The organism is Micromonospora sp. NBC_00389, from assembly GCF_036059255.1.
GTDB lineage: Bacteria > Actinomycetota > Actinomycetes > Mycobacteriales > Micromonosporaceae > Micromonospora.
The window spans coordinates 1998680-2022123 of the sequence record NZ_CP107947.1; the positions used below are offsets into that span (position 1 = coordinate 1998680).

At 71.3% G+C, this 23444-nt stretch carries 22 protein-coding genes and 1 pseudogene; 10 read left to right on the forward strand and 13 right to left on the reverse strand.

What is annotated here, in order from left to right:
* The first annotated feature begins 10 nt into the window (after positions 1–10).
* Positions 11–1660: a fatty acid--CoA ligase gene (locus OG470_RS09545; protein ID WP_328422803.1), complete on the forward strand. Its 1650-nt coding sequence runs from the start codon at positions 11–13 to the stop codon at positions 1658–1660.
* A gap of 189 nt (positions 1661–1849) precedes the next feature.
* Here OG470_RS09545 and OG470_RS09550 read toward each other — a convergent pair whose 3' ends face one another.
* The 6 genes from OG470_RS09550 to ku form a co-directional block, all read right to left on the reverse strand.
* Positions 1850–2860, reverse strand: coding sequence for an NADPH:quinone reductase (locus OG470_RS09550; RefSeq protein ID WP_328422805.1), 1011 nt, complete (start codon positions 2858–2860; stop codon positions 1850–1852).
* 166 nt (positions 2861–3026) lie between these two features.
* A complete protein-coding gene (locus OG470_RS09555) occupies positions 3027–3683 on the reverse strand; it encodes an HAD family hydrolase (RefSeq protein ID WP_328422807.1) in 657 nt (218 codons plus the stop codon).
* 32 nt (positions 3684–3715) lie between these two features.
* On the reverse strand, positions 3716–4540 hold the full coding sequence (locus tag OG470_RS09560; RefSeq protein WP_328426249.1) for an SCO6745 family protein: 825 nt from the start codon (positions 4538–4540) through the stop codon (positions 3716–3718).
* A 188-nt stretch (positions 4541–4728) separates the two neighbouring features.
* The gene (locus OG470_RS09565) at positions 4729–5439 is read right to left on the reverse strand and encodes an FKBP-type peptidyl-prolyl cis-trans isomerase (protein ID WP_328422809.1); all 711 of its coding nucleotides are present in this window, start codon (positions 5437–5439) and stop codon (positions 4729–4731) included.
* Between the two features lie 112 nt (positions 5440–5551).
* Positions 5552–6190 (reverse strand): DUF4241 domain-containing protein, encoded by a 639-nt coding sequence (locus OG470_RS09570; RefSeq protein WP_328422811.1) that lies wholly within the window; start codon positions 6188–6190, stop codon positions 5552–5554.
* A 73-nt stretch (positions 6191–6263) separates the two neighbouring features.
* Positions 6264–7298 carry a non-homologous end joining protein Ku gene (gene ku / locus OG470_RS09575; RefSeq protein WP_328422813.1) on the reverse strand — a complete coding sequence of 345 codons (1035 nt, stop codon included), beginning with the start codon at positions 7296–7298 and terminating at the stop codon, positions 6264–6266.
* A gap of 85 nt (positions 7299–7383) precedes the next feature.
* Between ku and ligD (OG470_RS09580) the strand changes: the two genes are divergently transcribed.
* From ligD (OG470_RS09580) to OG470_RS09595, 4 genes are all read left to right on the forward strand, one after another.
* Positions 7384–8325: a non-homologous end-joining DNA ligase gene (gene ligD / locus OG470_RS09580; RefSeq protein ID WP_328422815.1), complete on the forward strand. Its 942-nt coding sequence runs from the start codon at positions 7384–7386 to the stop codon at positions 8323–8325.
* Positions 8315–9229 (forward strand): non-homologous end-joining DNA ligase, encoded by a 915-nt coding sequence (gene ligD, locus OG470_RS09585; RefSeq protein ID WP_328422817.1) that lies wholly within the window; start codon positions 8315–8317, stop codon positions 9227–9229. Before ligD (OG470_RS09580) ends, ligD (OG470_RS09585) begins: the two co-directional genes overlap by 11 nt.
* 61 nt (positions 9230–9290) lie before the next feature.
* On the forward strand, positions 9291–9809 hold the full coding sequence (locus OG470_RS09590; RefSeq protein WP_328422819.1) for a SigE family RNA polymerase sigma factor: 519 nt from the start codon (positions 9291–9293) through the stop codon (positions 9807–9809).
* 6 nt (positions 9810–9815) lie between these two features.
* Positions 9816–10700, forward strand: coding sequence for a hypothetical protein (locus OG470_RS09595; RefSeq protein WP_328422821.1), 885 nt, complete (start codon positions 9816–9818; stop codon positions 10698–10700).
* A gap of 111 nt (positions 10701–10811) precedes the next feature.
* Here OG470_RS09595 and OG470_RS09600 read toward each other — a convergent pair whose 3' ends face one another.
* Positions 10812–13115 carry an esterase-like activity of phytase family protein gene (locus tag OG470_RS09600; RefSeq protein ID WP_328422823.1) on the reverse strand — a complete coding sequence of 768 codons (2304 nt, stop codon included), beginning with the start codon at positions 13113–13115 and terminating at the stop codon, positions 10812–10814.
* Positions 13116–13175: 60 nt separating this feature from the next.
* Positions 13176–14285: a hypothetical protein gene (locus tag OG470_RS09605; protein ID WP_328422825.1), complete on the reverse strand. Its 1110-nt coding sequence runs from the start codon at positions 14283–14285 to the stop codon at positions 13176–13178.
* Positions 14286–14426: 141 nt separating this feature from the next.
* Between OG470_RS09605 and OG470_RS09610 the strand changes: the two genes are divergently transcribed.
* From OG470_RS09610 to OG470_RS09620, 3 genes are all read left to right on the forward strand, one after another.
* The gene (locus tag OG470_RS09610) at positions 14427–15179 is read left to right on the forward strand and encodes a TIGR03089 family protein (protein ID WP_328422827.1); all 753 of its coding nucleotides are present in this window, start codon (positions 14427–14429) and stop codon (positions 15177–15179) included.
* Positions 15180–15366: 187 nt separating this feature from the next.
* Positions 15367–16329, forward strand: a complete 963-nt coding sequence (locus OG470_RS09615) for a zinc metalloprotease (protein WP_328422829.1) — start codon at positions 15367–15369, stop codon at positions 16327–16329.
* 177 nt (positions 16330–16506) lie between these two features.
* Entirely contained in the window at positions 16507–17238 is a 732-nt protein-coding gene (locus OG470_RS09620) for a hypothetical protein (RefSeq protein ID WP_328422831.1), read from the forward strand.
* A 115-nt stretch (positions 17239–17353) separates the two neighbouring features.
* Here the strand turns inward: OG470_RS09620 and OG470_RS09625 are convergent, their stop codons facing one another.
* Complete coding sequence (locus OG470_RS09625; RefSeq protein WP_328422833.1) at positions 17354–17617, reverse strand: hypothetical protein; 264 nt, start codon at positions 17615–17617, stop codon at positions 17354–17356.
* A complete protein-coding gene (locus tag OG470_RS09630; RefSeq protein ID WP_442931184.1) occupies positions 17614–17889 on the reverse strand; it encodes a DivIVA domain-containing protein in 276 nt (91 codons plus the stop codon). Before OG470_RS09630 ends, OG470_RS09625 begins: the two co-directional genes overlap by 4 nt.
* A 376-nt stretch (positions 17890–18265) precedes the next feature.
* Here OG470_RS09630 and OG470_RS09635 point away from each other — a divergent pair, with 376 nt between their 5' ends.
* The gene (locus OG470_RS09635; RefSeq protein WP_328422835.1) at positions 18266–18475 is read left to right on the forward strand and encodes a winged helix-turn-helix domain-containing protein; all 210 of its coding nucleotides are present in this window, start codon (positions 18266–18268) and stop codon (positions 18473–18475) included.
* Positions 18476–18577: 102 nt separating this feature from the next.
* Here OG470_RS09635 and tnpB read toward each other — a convergent pair whose 3' ends face one another.
* The 3 genes and pseudogenes from tnpB to OG470_RS09650 all read right to left on the reverse strand — a co-directional run bounded on the left by tnpB (position 18578) and on the right by OG470_RS09650 (position 22358).
* The gene (gene tnpB, locus OG470_RS09640) at positions 18578–19879 is read right to left on the reverse strand and encodes an IS607 family element RNA-guided endonuclease TnpB (RefSeq protein WP_328422836.1); all 1302 of its coding nucleotides are present in this window, start codon (positions 19877–19879) and stop codon (positions 18578–18580) included.
* 120 nt (positions 19880–19999) lie between these two features.
* Positions 20000–20574: pseudogene (locus tag OG470_RS09645) on the reverse strand (IS607 family transposase).
* Between the two features lie 104 nt (positions 20575–20678).
* A complete protein-coding gene (locus OG470_RS09650) occupies positions 20679–22358 on the reverse strand; it encodes a DNA repair helicase XPB (protein WP_328422838.1) in 1680 nt (559 codons plus the stop codon).
* 174 nt (positions 22359–22532) lie between these two features.
* Between OG470_RS09650 and OG470_RS09655 the strand changes: the two genes are divergently transcribed.
* On the forward strand, positions 22533–23420 hold the full coding sequence (locus OG470_RS09655; RefSeq protein WP_328422840.1) for a L,D-transpeptidase family protein: 888 nt from the start codon (positions 22533–22535) through the stop codon (positions 23418–23420).
* The last annotated feature ends 24 nt before the right edge of the window (positions 23421–23444 follow it).

The following is a 23444-nucleotide window of genomic DNA, read 5'->3' on the forward strand; positions in this document are numbered from 1 at the left end:
CTTGTTACCCATGCGTAGCACGATGATGGACGCCCCTCTGCAGATCTCCCGGATCCTCGACCACGGCGCCACCGTGCACGGCACGGCCGAGGTGGTCACCTGGACGGGCGCGGAACCCCGCCGAATGACGTACGCCGAGGTGGGGCGGTCGGCTGCCCGGCTGGCACACGCGCTGCGTGACGAGTGCGGGGTGACCGGCGACGAGCGCGTCGCCACCTTCATGTGGAACAACAACGAGCACCTGGTGGCCTACTTCGCGGTGCCGAGCATGGGCGCGGTGCTGCACACCCTCAACATCCGGCTCTTTCCCGACCAGGTCGCCTACATCGCCAACCACGCCGAGGACCGGGTGGTGCTGGTCGACAGCACGCTCATCCCGCTGCTGGCCCGGGTGATCGGCGAGCTGGCCACGGTGCGGCACGTCGTGGTGGTCGGCGGTGGCGACCCGGCGCCGCTGGTGGCGGCGGCCGGTGACCGGATCACCGTGCACCACTGGGACGCGCTGCTCGCGGACCGGCCGGAGGTGTTCGACTGGCCCGAGGTGGACGAGCGCGACGCGGCAGCCCTCTGCTACACCTCCGGCACCACCGGCAACCCGAAGGGCGTCGCCTACTCGCACCGGTCGATCTACCTGCACTCGTTGCAGGTCTGCATGCCGGAGGGCTTCGGGCTCGCGCCGACCGACCGGGAACTGGCCATCGTGCCGATGTTCCACGCCATGTCGTGGGGGCTGCCGTACGCCGCGTTCCTCTCCGGCGCATCGCTGATCATGCCGGACCGGTTCCTCCAGGCCGCGCCGATCGCCGAGATGATCGCCGCCGAGCGACCCACCCTGGCTGGCGCGGTGCCGACCATCTGGACCGATCTGCTGGCCTATCTGGACGGCCACGACGTGGACACCTCCTCGCTCAAGGAGGTGATCGTCGGTGGCTCGGCCTGCCCGCCGGCGCTGATGCACGCGTTCGACGAGCGGCACGGGATCGACGTCATCCACGCCTGGGGCATGACCGAGATGTCCCCGCTGGGCTCGGTCTCCCGTCCACCGGCCGGCGCGACCGGTGATGAGGCGTGGCGCTACCGCTACACGCAGGGCCGGGTGCCGGCCGGGGTGCAGGCGAGGATCGTCGGCGCGCTGGGTGAGCCGCTGCCCGCCGATGGCAGGGCCGTGGGTGAGCTGGAGGTCCGCGGGCCGTGGGTGACCGCCCGGTACGTCGGCGACGACGCCCCGGACGAGGAGAAGTTCCGGGACGGCTGGCTGCGCACCGGCGACGTGGGCAACCTCTCTCCGGACGGCTACCTGACCCTGACGGACCGGGCCAAGGACGTCATCAAGTCCGGCGGCGAGTGGATCTCGTCGGTGGAGCTGGAGAACGCGCTGATGGCCCACCCGGCGGTGCTGGAGGCGTGCGTGGTGGGCGTGCCGGACGAGCGGTGGGACGAGCGGCCGTTGGCCACCGTGGTGGTCCGGGAGGGTGCCTCGGTGACCGCCGAGGAGCTGCGCGACTTCCTGGCCGGCTCGGTGGCCCGCTGGCAGTTGCCCGAGCGGTGGGCGTTCATCGACACCGTGCCGAAGACCAGCGTGGGCAAGTTCGACAAGAAGGTCGTCCGATCGCGGTACGCGGGGGGCGAGCTGACTGTCCGGGAGCTGACAGCCCCGTAACGTTTTACCGGGCACCGTCGCCTGTTGGGGCAGAGGATTCTCCTGAACATTCCTCCCCAGGAGGGCGGCCCCGGCGTTCGCACCGCGCCGGGGCCGCCCTTTACTTGCGGGGCGACCCGCACCGTCATTGTTGCGAAAGTTGTTCGCCTCTGTCCTGATGATGGGGAAATCGCGTAGTCAATGCCTCGATCAGGCGTCGCTCGTCATGATCAGCACCTTGCCCACCGCCGAGTTCTCCACCGCCTGGTGCGCCGCCGCCGTCTCGGCCAGCGGGTGGTAGTGCAGCGGCAGGCCGGCGTCCACACCAACCCGGATGCCGCCCTGGTCCGCCGCCGCCGCCACGTCCCGTACGGCATGGGCCTTGGCCACCGTCGGCTCCGTATAGACCAGCACGAACTGCCACCGGACGTTCCGCATCATCGACGGCCGGACCGGGATGCTCACTTCGGGCTCGTCGTCGGCGTAGACGCAGACCGCCCCAGCGTTTCGGAGCACCTGCACGTCCGTCGCGGCGTTACGGGACGGGGACACCTCGACGATCGTGTGCACCCCGTCGGGAGCGATCTTGCGGATCTCCTCGACCACGTCCTGTTCCCGGTAGTTGATCACGAAGGAGGCGCCCGCCGCCGCCGCGAGCTGCGCCTTCTCCGCGCTGCTCACCGTGGTGATCACCGTGGCGTCGGACCAGCGGGCGAGCTGGATCGCGGCGTTCCCGACCGCACCCGCCCCGCCCTGGACCAGCACGGTGTGGTCGGCCAGCGCGCCGGGGCGCAGCGAGTCCGGCATGAACTCACCGGCGGTCAGGCAACGGTGCGCGGTGAGGAACGGGATGCCCAGGCTGGCCCCCAGGTCGAACGAGGCGTCGCCGAGGCGGACCACCTGCCGGACCGGCACCAGCGTGTACTCCGCCGAGGTGCCCCACGGCCGCTGCCAGGCCGCCTCCCAGATCCAGACCCGCTCGCCGATCAACTCCTGGTCCACCCCCGTGCCGACCGCCTCCACCACTCCCGCGCCGTCCTGCCCGGGGATCTGCCACCCCGCAGGCAACGGAGAGGAGCGGCGAGCCTTCCAGTCCGTCGGGTTCACCCCCGACACCGCCACCCGGACCAGGACCTCGCCCGCAGCCGGCTCCGGCACCGGCCGGTCGACCAACTCCAGCACCGAAGGGTCGCCGGTGCGCTCGTACACGATGGCTTTCATCCGTCGTCTCCTCACCCGTCCGGCGCGCAGCACCCGGGTCGAGCACCGCAGGCTGCGGTACCCCGCTCAGTCCCCGTCATGCCGATCCCGCCGGCCCCCGAAAACCGTATAACCGTACGCAGGTCGGCAGGGACCGGACGGCCGTGACGCCGCGCACCCGGCCGGGTCAGTCGGCGAGCGCGTCGATCGTCTCCGCGCTCAGCTCGTCGATCCCGCCCAGCGTCACCGCGGCCAGCCGGGCGGCGTCCGGATCCAGCGGGTACGCGCCGTGCGGCACCGCCACCACCCGCATCCCCGCCGAGGCGGCCGACCGCACCCCGTTGGACGAGTCCTCCACCGCCACGCATCGGGCCGGGTCGACGCCCAGGCGGCGCGCGACAGCCAGGTACACGTCCGGTGCCGGCTTGCCCCGCTCGGTCTCCTCGGTGGACAGGGTGGCGGCGAACGCGTCGGTCAGGTCGGTGGCGGCCAGCGCCGCCGCGATCAGCCGGGTCGGCGACGAACTGGCCAACCCGAGCGGCCACCGCGCGGCGAGCCGGCGCACCACCTGGTCGGCGTCATCGATCAGCGGTACGTGCTCCCGGTAGCGCCGGGTCATCTCCTCGACCACCTCGTCGGCGACCTGCTGAGCGGTGCGTGCCACGCCCAACTCGCCGCTGAGGTAGTGGGCCCACTCGCCGGTGCTCATGCCCATCAGCCGGCGCTGGGTGTCCGGCTGCCAGGTCCCGCCGTGCGCCGCCACGTACGCCCGCCGGACCTCCTCCCACACCGGTTCGGAATCCACGATCACGCCGTCCAGGTCGAAGACCACCGCATCCACCACGGGCCCATCCTGCCCGACCGGCGGGTCCCCGGTCAGCCGGGCAGTGCGGGCAGCCCGATCGGACTGCCTACCGGGATCACCGTGTGGCAGGCCCGGGCCATCGGCTCCAGCAACGCCCGCAGACGATCCGTGCCGTCCTGGCCGAGCGCCTCCCACGGGTGTGCGGCGGCACGGTCGGTGGCGTCCTCGACCGCCTGGAAACCGACCCGACCGTGGTCGGTGGCCGCGCCGTCCGGGGTCAGCCAGCCCCGCTGCGCCAGCCGCTCGCGGGCGGCCCGCCACTGCTCCTCGGACCAGCCCCGGCCGAGCAGGTTCTGCGGCGACATGTCCACGGCGACCCGCCAGGCCAGCGTCTCCACCGGGTCCAGGCCGGCGGCCACCAGCGCCGCCACGTGCCCGTCGCCCCGGTGCTCGCGCAGCGTCGTGGCGGCCTGCCAGAGCCGGGCCAGCGGGTACTCGCCGACCGGCAGCGCCGCGTTGACCGCGCCGAGCACCCGGCCGGCGGTCTGCACCGCCGAGGCGGCCCGCTCCAGCAGGTCGGCGGCCTCCGCCAGGTGCGCCTCCGGCAGTTCGTAGGTCAGCTCCGCGAGCGCCTGCACCGCGCCGGTCAGCCGGGCGCGCAGCGCCTCCGCGGGGGTGGCCAACCGCCACACCGCCGGCAGCGCCCGGCTCACCATCGGCGGCGCGAAACTGAAGAAGACGGCGATCACCGGGGCCGCCTCGGTGGCGCCCAACGGCGCGGCCCGGCCGGCGAAGTAGCCCCGCCAGTAGCCGCGCAACCCCACCGCCTCGTACGCGGCGCGGGCCCGGGGGTGAAAGTAGGTGACCGCGTGCACCGGCTCGAAGTGCGCCCACATCAACCGGGCGGTCCGCCCAGGCTCGTCCAGCGCCGTCACGTGCACCTCCGCGTCCCGTCCCGGATGCTCACCCCGGGCGGCGAGCCGCCCGGGGTGACGCCGAACCTACTGCCGGTGGGTGACGGGCCGGAAGCCCCATGTGAACAACTGCATCGCCCTCGGGCGACAACCGGGGCGATCCGGACGCGTCACTGGGCGGCGAGCACGTCCACCACGAAGCGCAGCGGGCCGGTCGGCCGGCCACCGGCGGCAGCCTCGTCGTTGCCGTACGCCAGCTCGCCCGGGATGTCGAGCTGCACCCGGCTGCCCACGGTCACGCCGACCAGGCCCTGGTCCCAGCCGGGAATGACCTGACCCACGCCGATCGGGAAGGTAGCCGGCTGGCCGGTCTTCCAGGACGCGTCGAACTCCTGGCCGTCCTTGTAGAAGACGCCCACATAGTTCGTGGTGATGGTCTGGCCCTTCGTGACCGCCGGGCCGGTGCCCTTGATCAGCGGCGTCACGGTGAGCTTCTTCAGCTCGCCCTTGCCCGCCTCGACGGTCGGCTTGGTGCCGAGCGCCGGGTCGGTGCCCTCCGGCAGCTGCGGCGCGGGGGGCGCGCCGGCGGCATCCGGGGCCGGGGCAGAGGCGGACGGGGTCGCGCCGGCCTGGTTCGCGGGCTTGTCGTCGCCCCCGCCGACCAGCACGAAGACGGTGATCAGCACCGCCACCACGGCGACACCGGCGAGCCCGCCGGCCCACGCCTGGCGACGCCGCTTCGCCTCGGCCGCCTTCTGCGCCGCCAGCTGGGCAGCCAGACGGCGCCCCGCCTTGGTTGCCGGGCCCTGGCCCTCCGACCGGTTCTGCTGCGTGCGCTCGCTCACGTCGTCGACTCCCTGCTGCGAAGGTGTGGCCGGCACACCCGGTGCCGGGGGGAAGGCCGACGCACACGGTACCCGCCTGTCGGCCCCCCGTGCCCGCCCCGGACCGGCCGAATCGCCCTGCGGCATCGTTCCCGGGCCATCCGGGCGGTTATTCCGGGACCACCATGAAGTCGGTCACGAACGAGGTGACCCGACCGTCGGGAGCACGCCCGATCCAGGTGCCGTAGCAGCCGTCGCCCCACCCCGTGGCGACAGTGACGACGTTCGCGCCGGTGGCCTCGTCCAGGACCGCGGTGATCAGCCCCGGGACCGGCGAGGCGGGCAGTTCGGCGGGGATGAAGACCTCCTCGACCTGGTCCTCGTCCCAGCCTTCCAGGGCGCTGAGCGCCGTCGGGTCGGCGAAGGTGCCGGCGCCGGCGTCCACCCCGTACCCGAAGTAGTCGTCCGCGCCGAGGGTCGCGACGTCCTGGTCGCCGGCGACGGCCAGCTCCCAGCGGACCGTCGGCTCATCGTGGATTACCAACTCCAGCGCGGCCACCCGCCGGTCCACCTCGGCGTCCTCCCGGAGCACCACCGCCACCCAGGCCCGGGCGGGATGCCGGCCCGGCAGCACGGTGACCGTGAACGGCTCGGCCTCCGGGCAGACCAGCGGGTCACACCCGACCACCCGGCCGGTCGGCAGCACGATGTCGCCCACCGGGTGGACCTCGATCAGGTACGCCCCGTGCTCGTCGGTGAAGCGGGCACCGGGCGTCAACAACCGGTCCAGATCAGGGGTGTACGGCATGGGGTCTCCTCCGGTGGCCAACGGCCGGCGGAGCGTACCCGGTGCGGCAGACGCCGTCGGCGCTGCCGTGCGGTCAAGCGGTCTTGCGGGGTGCGGCCTTCCTGGCCGCCGTCTTCTTCGCCGGCTCCGCCTTCTTGGCCGGGGTCTTCTTCGCGGCGGTCTTCTTCGCCGGCTCGGCCTTGGCCGCGGCCGCCTTCTTCTCGGCGGTCTTCTTCGCCGCCGTCTTCTTCGCCGGTGCCTTGGCCGCCTTCTTCTCGGCCGCCTTCTGCGCCGAACGCGCCGACGAGATGGGCGTCGGGGCGCCACCACCACCGCCCCGGGCGGGCTCGCCGCGGGCCGACTTGGCGCGCTCCACCGACGCCTTCAGCGCGGCCATCAGGTCCACCGCCGCGGCCGGGGCCTCCTCGACCTCCTCCGGCTGGACGACCTCCCGACCCTCCACCTTGGCGTCGATGACCTCCTGCAACGCCGCCCGGTAGTCGTCGGTGAAGACGTCCGGCTCGAACTCGCCGGTCATCGAGTCGATCAGAGAGCTGGCCATCGCCAGCTCCGGCGGGCGCACCTTCAGGTCCTCGTCGAGGAAACCGAAGTCCGGGTTACGGATCTCGTCCGGCCAGAGCATGGTGTTGAGCAGCAGTACGCCCTCGCGGACCCGCAGCGTGGCAAGCTGCTCCCGCTGGCGCAGCGCCACCTTGACGATGGCCACCCGCTCCGAGTCGATCAGCGCGTCGCGCAGCAGCACGTACGGCTTGGTCGCCGCGCCCTCCGGCTCCAGGAAGTACGCCTTGTTGTAGAGGATCGGGTCGACCTGCTCGGCCGGCACGAACTCCAGCACGTCGATCGCGCGTGAGCTGGTCAACGGCAACTCGGCGAAGTCCTCATCCGTGAGGATCACCATCTCGCCGCCGCCGATGTCGTAGCCCTTGGCGATGTCGTCGTACGTGACCTCCTCGCCGCAGACCGAGCAGGTGCGCTTGTAGCGGATCCGGCCACCGTCCTCGCGGTGCACCTGGTGGAACCGGATGTCCTTCTCCTCGGTCGCGGAGTAGAGCTTCACCCCGATCGAGACGAGCCCGAACGACACGGCTCCCTTCCAGATGGCCCGCATCCTGCGCTCCCTTCCCCGGTATCGACCATGCTCGCATCCAAAGGAACCGGACGCGAGGTGTTCGGCCTGCTACTACAGTCGGGTCGTGCCCGGCGCGCCGCTCAAGCCGATGCTCGCGATGACCGGGCCGCTCCCGGCGGGTGCCGGCTGGGCGTACGAGTTCAAGTGGGACGGGGTGCGCGCGCTCGCCGACATCTCCGGCGGCGGCCAGCACCTGTACGCCCGCTCCGGCGTGCAGATCACCGCCGCGTACCCCGAACTGGCCACCCTGCGCGAGCAGGTCGACGACGCGCTGCTCGACGGCGAGGTGGTGCTGCTCGGCGAGGGTGGGCAGCCCTCGTTCACCGCGCTGGCCGAACGGATGCACGTCCGGGACCGGAACAAGGCGGCCCGGTTGGCGGCGGTCCTCCCGGTGACTTACATGATCTTCGACCTGCTCCGCCTCAACGGCGACGACCTGACCGGCTGGCCGTACGAGCGCCGCCGGGAGGCCCTGGACCAGCTCACCCTCGGCGGCGCCCGGTGGGCGGTGCCACCGGTGTTCGCCGACGGCCCGGCCACCTATGAGGCGGCCGCCGAGCACGGCCTGGAAGGGGTGATGGCCAAGCGGGTGGGCTCCGTCTACCGCCCCGGAGTGCGCTCGCCCGACTGGGTGAAGGTCAAGCTGGAGATCACCGGCGACTTCGTCATCGGCGGCTGGCGACCGGGCGCGCGCCGGATCGGCGGACTGCTGGTCGGGGTGCCTGGTCCGGACGGCCGGCTGATCTACCGCGGCCGGGTCGGCGGCGGGATCGGCGCGGCCATCGAACGACAACTCCTCGCCGAGCTGGAGCCGCTGCGCTCCGGCGTGTCACCGTTCGCGCCGGGCGTGCCGCGCGAGGATGCCCGGGGTGCCATCTGGGTAGCCCCCAGGATGGTGGTGGAGGTGAAGTACGGCCAACGCACCCCCGACGGTCGGCTGCGCTTCCCCCGGGTGCTGCGGTTGCGCCCGGACAAGCCACCGGAGGAGGTCGACGATGCCGGCTGAGCGGCTGCGAGTGGATGTCGAGGGTCGTTCGCTGGAGCTGTCCAACCTGGACAAGGTGCTCTATCCGGCGGCCGGCTTCACCAAGGGTGAGGTGATCGACTACTACACCCGCATCTCCCCGGTGCTGCTGCCGCACCTGCGGGACCGGCCGGTGACCCGGATCCGGTTCCCCAACGGGGTGGACGACAAGTCGTTCTTCGAGAAGAACAAGCCGGCGGCGACTCCGGACTGGGTGCGGGTGGAGACGTTGCCCGCGCCCGGGTCGACCAAGGGCCGGGAGACCATCGACTACGTGGTCGCCGACGACCTGCCCACCCTCGTCTGGCTGGCCAACCTGGCCGCGTTGGAGCTGCACACGCCGCAGTGGAGGGTCGGCACGCACCCGGACATGATGGTGGTGGATCTGGATCCGGGGCCGCCGGCCGGGCTCGCCGAGTGCTGCCCGGTGGCGGTGCTGATGCGCGACCGGCTCGCCGACGACGGCATCGACTCGTACCCGAAGACGTCGGGCAAGAAGGGCATGCAGCTCTGCTGCCCGATCGCCGGCACCCAGTCATCCGACCTTGTTTCCGATTACGCCCGGCGGATCGCGCAGGAGCTGGAGCAGGCCCACCCGAAGCTGGTCGTGTCGAAGATGGCGAAGAACCTGCGCCCCGGGAAGGTCTTCATCGACTGGAGTCAGAACAACGCGGCGAAGACCACGGTGGCGCCGTACTCGCTGCGGGCCCAGTCGGTGCCGTCGGTGTCCACGCCGCTGACCTGGGACGAGGTCGAGGCCGGCGCCCGCGGCCGGAAGCCGGCCGTCCGCCAGTTCACCGCCGCCGAGGTCCTGGCCCGGGTCGACGAGAACGGCGACCTGCTCGCGCCACTGCTCGACGGCGGCCCGGAACTGCCCACCCGCTGACGGTGCGAGAAACATCCGCGGGCCTCGACAACCTTCTGTGACGTCGCCACGTGTTAGGGGCGTGACCGACCAACAGAAACCACTGTCCGCGGCGGACCGGTCCTACGTCGCGTTCGTCGAGGTGGCGTGGCAGCGACATATCCGGCTGGCCATGCTGCTCACCGGCGATCGGTGGCGGGCCGAGGAACTGCTCCAGGACAGCCTGGTCAAGGTCTACGAGCGGTGGCGGCGGCTGTCCCGGCTCGACGACCCGCACGCCTACCTGCGCCGGGCCCTGGTCAACAACCACACGTCCGGTTGGCGGCGGCGTCGCCGCGAGAGTCTCTTCGCGGACGTCCCCGACCGGGCCACTCCGGATGGCGGCATGGGTCCCGACGCGGTTGTCCTGCGCCGGGCGCTGATGTCCCTACCGGCGAAGCAACGAGCGGTGGTGGTGCTCCGCCACTACGAGGACCTGAGCGAGCGGGAAGTCGCCCAGGTGCTGGGTTGCTCGCTGGGCACCGTCAAGAGCCAGAACGCCCGGGCACTCAGCAAGCTTCGACACCTCCTCGAGGAATCCTTCGACGCAGTAAGCAGGTGATCATTCATGAACAACATCGATGACCGTCTCGCCCAACGGCTACACGACATCGTCGACGGCGAAACGGACTCCGTGCCCCCGGTGGGTGCGCTGATCGAGCGCGGCCGGCGGGGCCGCCGACGCCGGACCACCGCGGTGGTCGGTACGACGTGCGCACTGCTGGCGCTGGGCGTCGCCACTGCCGTGACCGTGACGACAAACTCCCCGTCGGGCCGTCCCGGCGTCACCGCCGAGGCCGCGCAGCCGGAGTCGGTCTCGCCGGCGATGCGGCTGGTCTCGGCCGCCGCCGCCAGCGAGAACATCAGTTACCGGATGCGGCTGACCAATTCGGGCCCGGACGGGCTGACGTACGAGGGCGCGTTCGACCCGAAGACCGCCACCGGGTACGTCCGTGTGCCGCAGGACGACTCGGTCATGACCGAGCTGCTGATCAACGGCACCAGGTACGAAGGCGGGGAACGACCGCTGGGCGAACTGCCGGCCGACAAGGGCCCGGGTGAGACGTACGGCCGCTATGGGCAGTACCCGGGGAAGTACGACCGGCTCTCCCTCTATGCCGACGGGAACGGGGTCCTGGGTGCCGCCGAGCCCGACCCGGCTGCCCTGTTCACAGCGCTGAAGCGCGAGAACGCGACCATCACCGAGAACCCGGACGGCACGCTGCACTTCGCGTACACCACGACTGACAAGAACGGGTCGAGCAGCACGGCCAGTGACGTCACGCTGGACCGCGACGGCCGGATCGCAAAGGTGGCGCTGACCTTCGCCTGGCAGTCGACGGCGAAGGGCCGGCTCGACCAGGGAACGGTCAGCTCGACGCTCGAACTGTTCGACTACGGCGCCGACGTGACGGTCAAGCGCCCGACCGACGTCGTCATGATCAAGAAGTAGGCCCGCCCGCAGAGGCGACGAGGCCCGGCGCCCACGTTGGTGGACGCCGGGCCTCGGCGGCTCATCCGGCCGGTGCCGGAGCGGGCGGACAGCCCCACCGGCGGTACCGGATCAACGGTGTCCGAAGACCTTGCGGCTGGAGCCGAGCCGCAGGAGGACCGTCTCGCCGGTGGCGTCCTGCACCGCGTCGTTGTCGGTGATCGCGAACACCTCGCCGTTGCCGGCCACGGTCAGACCCTCCAGCTTCTCCTGCGTCCACCCGTTGGTGGCGCGCAGCGCGGGCAGCACGTCGACGGCGAGCGTCTTCGGCAGCACCGTCAGCGGACCGGCCGGTGCCGCCGCACCCGGCAGCGGCACCGTGTAGACGCGCTTCACCGTGGCGGCCGGGCCGTTCAGCTTGTCCCGCTCGATGACCGCGAGCCGGTCGCCGACCACGGTGATCTCGGAGAGGCCCATCCAGTCACCCGGCACGCTGGTGCTGCCCAACTGGTAACCGAACCAGCTCCAGATGCCCGCCGCGACGTCGTAGCGGCCCAGCCGGACCACACCGGCCGGATCGGTGCTCAGCTCCCGCTGCACGGCCACCCAGACGATCTCCCGACCCTGCCGGTCGGTGGTGGCGGTGACCCCCTCCAGGCCCTGCTTGGCCAGGCCGGCGGCGACCTCAGTGGGCAGCGGGACGGTCTGCCGGGTGACCCCGGAGGCGTCCAGCCGGACCAGCTTGTTCTCCGGGCCCTTGGCGCCCTCCACGGCGAGCCAGAAGCCGCCCTGCGGGCGGGCGAAGATGCCCTCCGCGTCGTACCCGACCGGCGCGCCGGTCGCGTCCTTCACCGGCAGCGCACCGGTGATCACGGCCGGCGTCCGCTTCACGTCGATGGTGAGGATCCGGGTCTGGCTGTACGCCGCGTCGGTGACGCTGTAGAGCTGGTCCCGCTTGCCGGGCACCGCCGTCAGCGCGCCGAGGGCACCCCAGCCGATCGGCGTGCCGGCCTGGTCCGTGTCGGAGACGATGCTCGGAAACGCCGGGGCGCCCTTGCCGAGCTGGAACAGCGACACCGAGGCCCGGACGTTGACCGACGCGTCGTCCTCCTCGCTGGAGACAGCGAGCAGCCCTCGCGACGGGATGGGCAGCAGCCCCTCCGGGCCGTTGGTGGCCGGCAGCACCTGCTTGAAGACCGGCTTGGTGGGGTTGCCCAGGTCGTAGACGGCGACGAAGTTGCTGCGCTCCGAGCCGACGAACGCGTACCGCACGCCGTCGTACTCGGCGATGGCGACACCCTCCGGCTCGGTGCCCTTCTTCCCGGCACGGTCCTCGTTGTGCAGCCCGTACGTGACGGCGAGCCGCTCGAAGCTGTTGCCAGCGTCCCAGGCGACCCGCCCGTTGCGGCTGTCGAAGACGGACCAGCCGCGGGTGCCGCCCCGCCAGTCGCCCTCGTTGGCCGTGGCGAGGTAGCGGTCGTCGATCCAGGCGACCGCGTCCGGCTCGCGCGGCACATCGGTGATGCTGCCGGTCAGGTTGATCGTGCCGTCCTTGACGGTGTCGATCCCGCTGATGGTCGCCGTGCCCGCGCTGAACACCCGGGTGATCCGGCCGGTGGGCAGGTCGATCAGGGCGACGCCGTTGTTCTCCTGGAGGGTCACCGCCAGCTGGTTGTGGCTGTTGATCGAGACGTACTCGGGCTCCGGGTCGGTCGGCTCGGCGAGACCGGCCTGGACCAGCGCGGGCAGTGCCTGCCCGTTCGCGCCGGTCAGCGGGACGGGCCGCAGCCGCCAGCCGGCCGGGGTGTTGCCGGTGAGGTCGACGATCTGCACGAAGCCGGCCGGGAGCTGGGGCAGGTCGCCCTCCTCGCCGCCGGGCGGGGTGGCCTCCTCGTCGCGCTCGTTCTCGATGGCGATCGCGGCGTACCGCTGGTCCTTGCTGATCGCGATCGAGTCGGGCTGGCCGGCGAGGTCGAAGCTGGCGACCCGCTCGCGGCTGGCCAGCTCGATCACGTCCAGCCGGCCGGACGGCTCGGTGTAGCTGCTGCTGGTGTTCACCACCACCAGCACGTACTTGCCGACAACGGCGACCGAGGTGGGCTCGTCCTCGGCGTTGCCGAGCTGGGCGAGGGAGAGGGTGCCGAGGCCGCGTGGGCGGTCGGCCCGGGAGATGTCGAGGAAGCCGATCCGCCGGGCCAGTGCGTCGGTGTGGATCAGGGTGCGGCCGTCCGGACTGACCGCCGAGATCTCGGCCACCGTCGGGGTCGCCGGGTCCTCACCGGCCGGACGGTTCTGGAAGACCGGGTACGTGGCAACCCGGTCGAAGGCCATCGGCCCGCCCGGGTGGTGCCGCTCGCCGGCGGTCGCCGAGGTGGCGCCGGTGATGGTGGCGACCGCGACCCCGGCTACGGTGAGCGCGGTGATTGCTCTTCTCACTGACAAGGAGTTCCTCCGTCTGCTGATACCCGGACGGAGGCTGACACCCGAGAAGGAGCATCAGCTTGCGCGGACATGAACAGCCGGCGAAGTGCGGCGCAGCCGCCACCAGGCGGCACCGATCAGGACCACGGTGACCACGGTGACCGCGACGTCGCCGGCCAACGCCGCTGCCGGGCTCGCCGGGGAGTACGGCGGCACCAGGTACGCGAACGCGGCGGCGCTGACCAGGCTCGCCGAGCCGGCGGCGAGCACGTGTCGCTGCCGCCAGCCGGCGCGGGACGACCAGTATGCGATCAGGCCCCCGGTGCTGGCGGCGATCGCCAGCGCGATGGCCACCCCCGGCCAGCCGGGTGCCAGATCGGTGCCGAGGTGGACGAGGACGACCACCAGGCCCACCCAGAGTGGGTGCGGCGCTCGACGGACGCGTCGCGCCGTCGCCGTGCCCGAGTTGGCGGGCGGCGCGTCGGCGGGTCCCGTCTCGACGGCCGGTGTGTCGGTGGGTCGCGGGCGAGGGCGTCGCCAGCGGGGCAGCAGGGCCGTCGCGATGAGGGTCAGGACCACCGCGGCGGCGAAGGTCAGCTGGAGCGGGCTGGCCAGGAAGCCCTTCCGGCCGCTGTCCGAGAAGATCAGCAGACTGCCGAGCAGGTAGATCACGCCGACCACGACGAGGCCCGGCCGGCCGAGCCACGGCCGCAGCCGGCGGCCCCGCCCGAGGAACGACTCGATGATCACGATCGGCGCGCAGATGGTCAACGTGATGTGGTTGCCCACGTAGTCGAAGGCCTGCCGGACACTGAACCCGAGCCCCGGCACCAGCGTCGCCTCGGCGGCGGCCCGGGTGTCGGCGTACTCCGTGTCATCCAGGTAGCCGGGGTTGAACAGCGACTGGTCGACCAGGCCGGCCTGAAGCACACCGAACGCGGCGGCGAGCAGCACGATTGCCGGCCATCCCGCGCCGAGGTGCCGGGCGGTCTCCCGGATCAGGATGGCCGCCCCGCCGTACATCGGGCCGAGGAAGATCAGCACCGGGAGGAAGTCGGCGAGGGTGAAGCCGCCCCAGGAGCACTCGGCGGCCCAGGGCGCGAGCAGCAGCAACGCGACCACCGGCACGAGCCGGCGGCGCAGTGGAAGACGGTCGGCGGTGGCGGGGCGGGGCTCGGCCGGCATGGGCGCTCCTCGGCGACGCTTCGGGGTCACCCGTACCGTGCGCCAGCCACCCGGCCGGCCGCTACCGCCATCGGCCGACGGCTGGCGCGACCAAAGTCGTTGAGTAGGGTGGTTCCGACGTCGTCACCGGGGAGCGTGGAGATGCAGCCAACCGTCACGGCCGACCTGGCGGCGCGGCCCGCCGACGCCGAGCACCCGCTGCTCAGCTACCGCGACGAGACAACCGGCGAACGGGTCGACCTGACCGCGCACCAGGTCGGTTCCTGGGCGGCGCGTAGCGCGGCTCTGCTGCGGGACGGCTGCGGGCTCGGCCCGGGCAGCCGGGTCGCGGTGCTGCTGCCGCCGCACTGGCGTACCGCCGCGGTGTTGTTGGGGGCCTGGGCCTCCGGCCTGGCGGTGTCGTTCCGGCCGCGCGCCACCGCGGGCCTGCCGGTCATCGAACCGGGCGGCGACCGGCCGTTCGACGCGGTCTTCGTGACCCCCGAACGGCAGGACGACTGGCTGGAGGACGTCCCGGAGGCACCGCACCGCTACCTCGTCGGCACCGGGCCGGGGCCGCTGGCCGACGTGCCGCTGGGCTGGTTCGACTGGTCCGCCGAGGTGCTCCGGTACCCGGACGCCACGCCCGACCACACCGCCATCCGCCCGTCGGACCCGGCCAGCGCGGACGGCACCACCTACGGCCAGTGGGGCGCGATCGCCCAGGGGATCGCCGAGATGCTCGACCTGCGTGCCGGTGACCGGCTGCTGGTCGACGCCGCCGAGCACGAGCAGCCGCTGAAGTGGCTGCTGGCTCCGCTCTCCGCCGGCGCGTCCGTGGTCATCAGCGCCAACCTCGACCCGGCGCGGCGGGACGCGGTGGTCGCCGCCGAGCAGATAACCCGGGTCCTCTGAGTCCCGTCATTCGGCCGGCGAAACCAAACAGCGCTCCGCGATCTTCTTCCGTTACATCGACGTCTGCCCTGCTCAGAGGGTCTTTTTTCGATGCCGTCGGCGTGTTCTCATACCCGAACGACGACGTCATTGACCCGGTCATGACAACACCGCGTCGACCCGCACCGCCTCCCTGAAAGGTGCACCGATGCACAGGAGATCGACTTTCCGACTGGCCCTCCTCACCGCCACCGCTGCGACGTTCCTGACTTCCGGGGGCGCCTACGGCGCGGTGGGCGTGGCCGCGCCCGCGCCCGTCTCTCCGGGTGTCGCGGCGTGTGAGCCGGGCGCCGAGGCACACAGCGTGGCTCGGGTCGCCGAGGGCGCCACGGCGCACGAGCCGGAGCTGTATTCCAAGAACGAGGCGAACGCCTACGGGGTGATCAAGGATGCCCCGCGCCTGGCCAACGGCAGCGTCACCGTGCCGACGGTCTTCCACATGGTCTCCGACCATCCCCTCAGCGCGGCCGAGACCAACAGGTGGAACACCCTGATTGCGGCGCAGATGACCGTGCTCAACGACTCGTTCGCGGGCCGCACGGCGACGAGCGCCTCCAACACGCCGTTCCGCTTCTCGCTCATCGACACCACGTGGACGGTGAACAGCAACTGGTACACCGTCGAGCCGGGCAAGAACGAGCGGGACATGAAGAAGGCGCTGTACACCGGCGACTCCCGCACCCTGAACGTGTACGCGGCCAACATCGGCGGCGGGCTCCTCGGCTGGGCGTACTTCCCGAAGGGTTACAACAACGGCCGCGACTACATCGACGGCGTGGTGATGCTCGACGAGTCGATGCCGGGCGGCACGGCCGGCAAGTACGCCCTCGGTGACACGCTGACGCACGAGGTCGGGCACTGGCTGATGCTGGAGCACACCTTCGCGCACGGCTGCTCCGCCTCCGGCGACTTCGTCGCGGACACTCCGCGCGAGGCGGCGCCGCAGTTCAACTGCCCGGTGGGCGCGGACACCTGCACCGCACCCGGGCTGGACCCGATTCACAACTTCATGGACTACACGCAGGATTCCTGCATGGACATGTTCACCGCCGGACAGGCGGACCGGATGAGCGACGCCTGGGTGGCATTCCGGGCCGGCGGCGTCGGCTAGATCGGCACGTGTCGGGGTCGACGGGCAGCCGCGTGGCGGCTCGTCGACCCCGTCGCCTCACCCTTCCGGTGGAGCCGACGCGTTCCGCCATCTCTCACATTTTTCCTGCTCATACGCTTCGCCGAAGGCACGTGCGCTGTCGGAGCGCCGGCCACTTCCCACAGCGGCGGAGGGGATATGGCGTCGATCCGTGCACGTCGGACAGTGGTGTCGGTGGTGGCCGGCGGCCTGTTCGCCCTCGGTGTGATGGCACCGGGGCCGGCTGCCGCCCCGCCGCTTCCCCGCGCGGTCCAGGTCGACGGTGCTGCGGTCGACTCGTCCAGCCCGAAAGTGCCGCGTCCCCCGCAGCTTCCGGCGGATTTCCAGGGCACAGGCCGGTACATCGTCCGCGACCTCGGCATCGATGTGCCGTTCACCTGGCAGGGCAGGGACGGCAACAGCCAGATGGTCGCCGGCGGCCAGGAGTATCCGATCTGGTTCACGAACCTGATCTACGAGAACACGCTCTACACGCTCACCTACAAGTGGCCGAACATCCCGCTGTTTCCGCCACGCCCGTGCAGCAAGATCCCGGGGTTCTTCAACCGCCAGATCTTCAACGACAAGCTGAAGACGGCGCGCTTCGTGGGTCCGGAGATCCTGCAGGGGGAGAAGGATCGGCACGTCGACCACTGGCGCGTCGGTGTCGTCGGGGGTTCCACCGTGCCGGGCGAGTTCTTCCGGTTCCCGATCGCGCTCGGCGACATCTACGTCGACCAGCGGAACCCGAGCCAGTGGTGGCAGGTGTTGCAGTTCGGCCTGCAGAACCTCTTCGACCCGGAGCTGGACGAGTGGTTCACGATGACGACGTTCGACCACCGTCCGGGGGTCGTAACGCTCCCCGACCGGTGCCCACCGCCGACGTCGTGACGTCGTGGCCCTCACCCGGGCTGAGCGCGCGTCGCCCCGCTTGATCGACTCCATGTCGGCGACATCGGGGGCATCAAGGCGCCTTGATACCGCCACATCGCTGACGTGGAGTCGATCAACGACCACTCGGCCGCGCCCGGCTTGAGCAGGGCGACAGGTGATCGGTGGGCAGCGCACACCGCGTCCCGCCGGGAAGTGGTCGGTCGCAGAAGACCCAATGGCGTACGCCCTGCTGGTCCTCGGCCGAAACGGTGACCCCGCCCGGCTCGACCCGCGCGTTGAGCCGGACCAGCACCCGAGCCGCGGTGCGCGCGAAGATTCGGGCGCGGAGCAGGTCCGGCGCGGTGATCGGCAGGTGGATCACCCAACGCTCGCTCATCGGTAGCGGTGGTTCGCCGATTGGGCGCTCTGCCACGTACGCAGGGCGTTCTTGATCCGTACGTTCTCCTCCTGCACCGCGACCAGGGCGGTCTGCGCGACGGTGAGTTCGTCGGCCACCCGGTGCAGGAAGGCCCGGATCTCGACGGGATCGAGGCCCTGTCGGCGGACGTTGAAACATCGCTCGCGGATCTGCCAGGGCCGCAGCGGTGTCCCTCGCGGGATTTCTCTCGTCGGACGTGATGCGTCGCGTCGGCTCGCCAGCCGACGGATCAGGTTGCGCACGGTGACTGCCCTTCGTCGGGTGGAGTCGACGTGAAGGGGCGGTCTCCGCCGGTTGCGGTCGGCGAAGACCGCCCCGCCCCGCGGCCGTTCCGGAGGTACGGCAGCAGGGCCGCGCCGGGGGAGCGCGGAGGGTGAGGTCTCGTCGGCGATGCGAGACCAGTACGAGAGGCGCCAACCGACCGCAGCAGCACCGCATCACCGAGAGCGACGCTATTGCCACCGAGTCACCTATGTCAAGTACGTCTTTGAGTCATCTACCTACCTATGTCACTCGCGCTACGTGCGTTGCCTGCGTCGAAGGAGCTGATCAATACTGGGCGAGCCAACCGACTGCAAGGGGCCCCACGTGCCTATACCGCCCACGATGGACGAGCTGCTCGCCGATCTCCTGAAGAAGATCAAGGACGGGACCTATTCGCCCGGCTCCCAGCTCCCGTCTGGGCGCGTGCTGGCAGATGAGTACGACGTCTCGCAGTCCACGATCAGTCGCGCGGTGGCGAGGCTACGGAAGCAGGGTGTGCTGGTCGGTCGCCCAGGTCGCGGCGTCTTCGTCGCGGAGTCCCGCCGGCGCTAGACAGAACACTGTGGCCGCTCGGAGTCAGGGCCGGGCTGACGGCCCGCACGATGACCAACTCCGTATCGGCGACATGGGGGTGTCGGGGTGCCTCGGACACCGTTACCTTTCAGTGAGCAAACGTGACTCCTGATTGGCAGTCGTCCGTTGCCGGGCGACGTTGACCGGATGAGCCGGTCTAGACGCTTCACGGCCCGCCGCCCCGCCTGCGCATGCAGGTCTTACGGGTCTTACGTAGGCTCCACGTCCTGTTTTTGGATCGCCCAGCAACTCCAGGTCGACGTGCCGCACGAGCGCGGCAAGATTACGTGCGGCGTTGACGTCCCGGTCCAGGGACAGCCTGCACGCGGTGCAGTGGAACGTGCGCTCGGCCAGTGACAGCTTGGGTTTCACCGTCTTGCAGGCGGAGCATGTCTTGGAGCTGGGGTACCACCGGTCGGCGACGTACAGCGTGCCGCCGTACCAGCCGGTCTTGTAGCCGAGGTGCCGGCGCAGCGTCGCCGGGGCGGCGTCGGTCAGGGACCGAGCCAGTTTGCGGTTACGAACCATCCCGGCCACGTGGAGGTCCTCCACGACGACCGTGGTGAACTGCTGCGCCAGGCGGGTGGTGAGCTGGTGCCACGAGTCGGCGCGGACGGCCGCGACCGTGGCGTGCAGTCGAGCCACCGCCTCCTGTGCCCGCTGCCACCGGTTCGACGCGGTCCGCTTGCGCCTGGCCTGCGGGTCGTAGGGGCCGATCCGCCGGGCCGCACGGCGCTGCGCCTTGCCGAGTTTCTTCAACGCGGCCTTGAACGGCGCCGGGTTCGGCACCATCTCGCCGGTGGACAACACGGCCAGGTGCGTGATCCCGGCGTCCACCCCGAGCACCCGGCCGGCCTTCGGCGCGTGCGCCGTCCGTCCGACCGTGCGTCGGACGGCGACCTGGAATGAGCAGGACCACCGTCCGGCGGTCTCGGTGACCGTGGCGGACAGGATCGTCGCGGTGCCGGCCTTCACCCGGCGGGCCAGCTTACGGGTGGACTCGTGGGTGCGGATGCGGCCCAGCCGGGGCAGCACCACGTGCCGGTAGCCAGGGTCGACCCGGATCGCGCCGGTGGTGAACCGGGCCGACCTGCGACCGTGCTTCCTCTTGGTCCGGGGCCAGCTCATCCGGCGGCCCTTGCGGGCACCGGTACGCGAGGCATGCCAGTTGCCCAGCGCCGCGGACAGGTTCGCCAGCCCGGTGTTGAACGCCTCCTTGGAGCACTCCGCCCACCACGGCGCCGCCCACTGCTTGATCTCGTTCCAGGTGCGCCGCAGGTCCGGCAGGGACCAGCCCTGCCACGGCGTCAGGTCGGCCTCAGCCACCCCGTAGCTGGCCTCGGCAGCCCGCTGCGCCTTCACCGCGCTGACCCGACGCAGCATGTGGTTGTGCGAACCGGGCCGCACCGGTGTTGCGGCGCAGGCCGAGAACCTGGGCGTCACTCGGGTCCAGGGCGAACCGGTATGCCTGCACGGTCCAGCCGGCCGGCGGCTCGTACCGCTTCACGACTCGTCCTTGGCGGTGGCCGCGGCCACGGCGCGGCTGGCCCGGTTCGCCGCGGCCCGGCGGCCGTGCAGCCGGGCGCACAGGCTGGTCAGGATCTCCGTCACGTCCCGCACCAGGTCGTCGTCCACCTCGGCCGGGTCGGCGACCAGCAGCCGGCGGCCCTGGGCGGCCAGCGCCGCCTCAACGTACTCGGCGCCGAACCGGGCGAACCGGTCCCGGTGCTCGACCACGATCGTCGTCACGGACGGGTCGCGCAGCAGCCCGAGGAACTTCTTACCTCGGCCGTTCAAGCCGGAGCCGACCTCAGTCACCACGCTGGAGACGACCATGTTCTGCCCAGTGACCCAGGCAGCCACCCGGGCGACCTGCCGGTCAAGGTCGGCTCGCTGATCGACCGACGACACCCGGGCGTAGACAACCACCTGGCCCTGGTGTCGACACTGACAACGTCCACCATGATCGTTCCCGACGGAAGACGCCGAGCGGGCACCGGCATGGTTCCCTCGCGGAACCATCGGTACGCGGTCTGTGGGTGCACCCCGTTGCGGCGCGCCCACTCAGCAAGCTTCACGAGACCGACATTAACACTCACATATTCGCATGCCTGATCACAGAATCGGGAACTGCCAACAACCCCCATGTCGGGGATACGGAGTCGATCAAGGGCCGCCGGGGTCAGTCGAAGGACGGCAGTGACGGGCCGAGGACGTCGTCGGCGTCCACGATGGTGTACGCGTAGCCCTGCTCGGCCAGGAACCGCTGCCGGTGCGCCGCGTACTCGGTGTCGATGGTGTCCCGGGAGACCACCGTGTAGAAGTGCGCCTGCCGGCCGTCGGCCTTCGGACGCAGCACCCGCCCCAACCGCTGCGCCTCCTCCTGCCGCGACCCGAACGTCCCCGACACCTGGATCGCCACCGCCGCCTCGGGCAGGTCGATGGAGAAGTTGCCGACCTTGGAGATGACCAGGGTGCGGATCTCCGCGGACCGGAACGCGTCGAAGAGCCGTTCCCGCTCCTTGTTCGTGGTCGAGCCCTGGATGATGGGCGCGTCCAGGTACTCCCCGAGCTGGTGCAGCTGGTCGATGTATGCGCCGATCACCAGCACCTGGTCGTCGGGGTGCCGGTCGACCAGCGCCTTCACCACGGGCAGTTTGGTGCGCGCGGTCGCCGCCATCCGGTAGCGCTCCTCGGCCTCCGCCGTCGCGTACGACATGCGCTCCGCGTCGGTCAGGGTCACCCGGACCTCGGTGCACTCCGCCGGGGCGATCCAGCCCTGCGACTCGATGTCCTTCCACGGCGCGTCGTACCGCTTCGGGCCGATCAGGCTGAACACGTCGCCCTCGCGGCCGTCCTCGCGTACCAAGGTCGCCGTCAGGCCCAGCCGGCGGCGGGCCTGGAGGTCCGCGGTGAACCGGAAGATCGGCGCGGGCAGCAGGTGCACCTCGTCGTAGACGACCAGGCCCCAGTCGCGGGCCCCGAACAGGTCCAGGTGGGTGAACGTGCCGCCGCGCCGCGAGGTGAGCACCTGGTACGTGGCGATGGTGACCGGGCGGATCTCCTTGCGCTCGCCGGAGTACTCCCCGATCTCCTCCTCGGTCAGCGAGGTGCGCGCGATCAGCTCCCGCTTCCACTGCCGGCCAGCGACCGTGTTGGTGACCAGGATCAGCGTGGTCGCCTTCGCCTCGGCCATCGCCGCCGCGCCGACCAGGGTCTTGCCGGCGCCACAGGGCAGCACGACGACGCCCGACCCGCCGGCCCAGAACGCCTCGACAGCTTCCCGCTGGTACGACCGCAGCGTCCACGGCTTGCGGCCGTCCTTGCCGGCCTCGGCCAGCTCGATCGGGTGCGCCTCGCCGTCGACGTAACCGGCCAGGTCCTCCGCCGGCCAACCCAGCTTGAGCAGTGCCTGCTTGAGCCGGCCGCGCTCGGACGGGTGCACTCGGATGGTGTCATCGTCGATCTTGTCGCCGAGCATGCCGGCGAGCTTCTTGCTCTTGGCGACCTCGATCAGCACCAGCCGGTCCAGCGCCCGCAGCACCAGCCCGTACGCCGGGTCGTTGGCGAGCTGGAGCCGGCCGTAGCGGTCCATCGTCTCGGCCACGTCCACCAGCAGCGCGTGCGGCACCGGGTAGCGCGAGTACTTGATCAGGGAGTCGACCACGCCCTCGGCGTCGTGACCCGCGGCTCGGGCGTTCCACAGCCCCAGCGGGGTCAGCCGGTAGGTGTGCACGTGTTCGGGAGAGCGCTCCAGCTCGGCGAAGGGCGCGATCGCCATCCGACAGGCCTGCGCGTCCGGGTGGTCGATCTCCAGCAGCAGGGTCTTGTCCGACTGCACGATCAGTGGTCCACCGCTCACGCCAGCGTCCTCTCCTCGGTTGGCCGTCCGGCCGGGACGGGGCTGAATACCCGCCGCTGACCGACCATCCAGTGTTGCACGGTGCGGGGTGTCGCAAGAAAGATGCTCACCAGACGCAACCGTCACGGCAGTGACGAACGTCTAGGAAAGGGACGACTGTCCAGGGGAGGTCCCATGAAGCGTGTCCGGATCATTTCCCGGCTGGTCGCCCTGATGGTGGTCACGTTGGTCGGCGCCGGTGCGTGCGCGTTCGATCCGCAGGCGGGCGGGGGTGGCGGCGGGGGAGCCGCCCCGGCAGGCGCGGCGGAACAGGCAACGGGGGCGAGCGGCACGTCCGGGCCGGACCAGCGCGGCCGGCCCACGCCGGCCGCGCCGACGCCGAAGCCGACCCGGAGCGCCACGCCGAAGCCCACGCCCAAGCCGACCCGCAGCACGCCGGCACCGGCCACCAGCACCGCCGCGCCGGCCGCCGGCTGCCCGCAGGGCGAGCACCAGCGGGCGGTGGAGACGTACCTGGCCCGGCTGGGTGGGTTCGGGTCGGTGACCGTCGACGGCCGGCAGTCCGCCGCCGACTGCGCCGCGATCAAGAAGTTCCAGCGGCGGTACGGCATCCGCCCCGTCGAGGGTCGCGCCGGGCCCACCACACACGACGTGGCCCAGCGGCTCGCCACCACCGAGACGGCGCGCTGCAAGGCCGGCACCGGCACCACGTTCTGCGTGGATCTCACCCGGCAGACCGTCTGGGCTCTCCGGGGCGGCAAGGTGATCATGGCGCCGACGGTGACCCGGACCGGAATGTCCGGCTACCGCACCCCGGCCGGCACGTACACCGTCAACTACCGCAACCCGAAGGAGTGGTCCGACCCGTACGAGGTGTGGCTGCCGTACTGGCAGCACTTCATCCAGGGGATGGGCTTCCACGAGACCACCACGTACCTGCACGAGAAGTCGATCGGCTCACACGGCTGCGTCAACCTGCTGCACGTCGACGCCGTCCGGATGTGGGAGTTGGGGAAGGTGGGCACCCGCGTGGTGCTGATCGGCCGCCGTCCCCGCACCTGAGCCACGCGGCGAATCGCGGGGGAT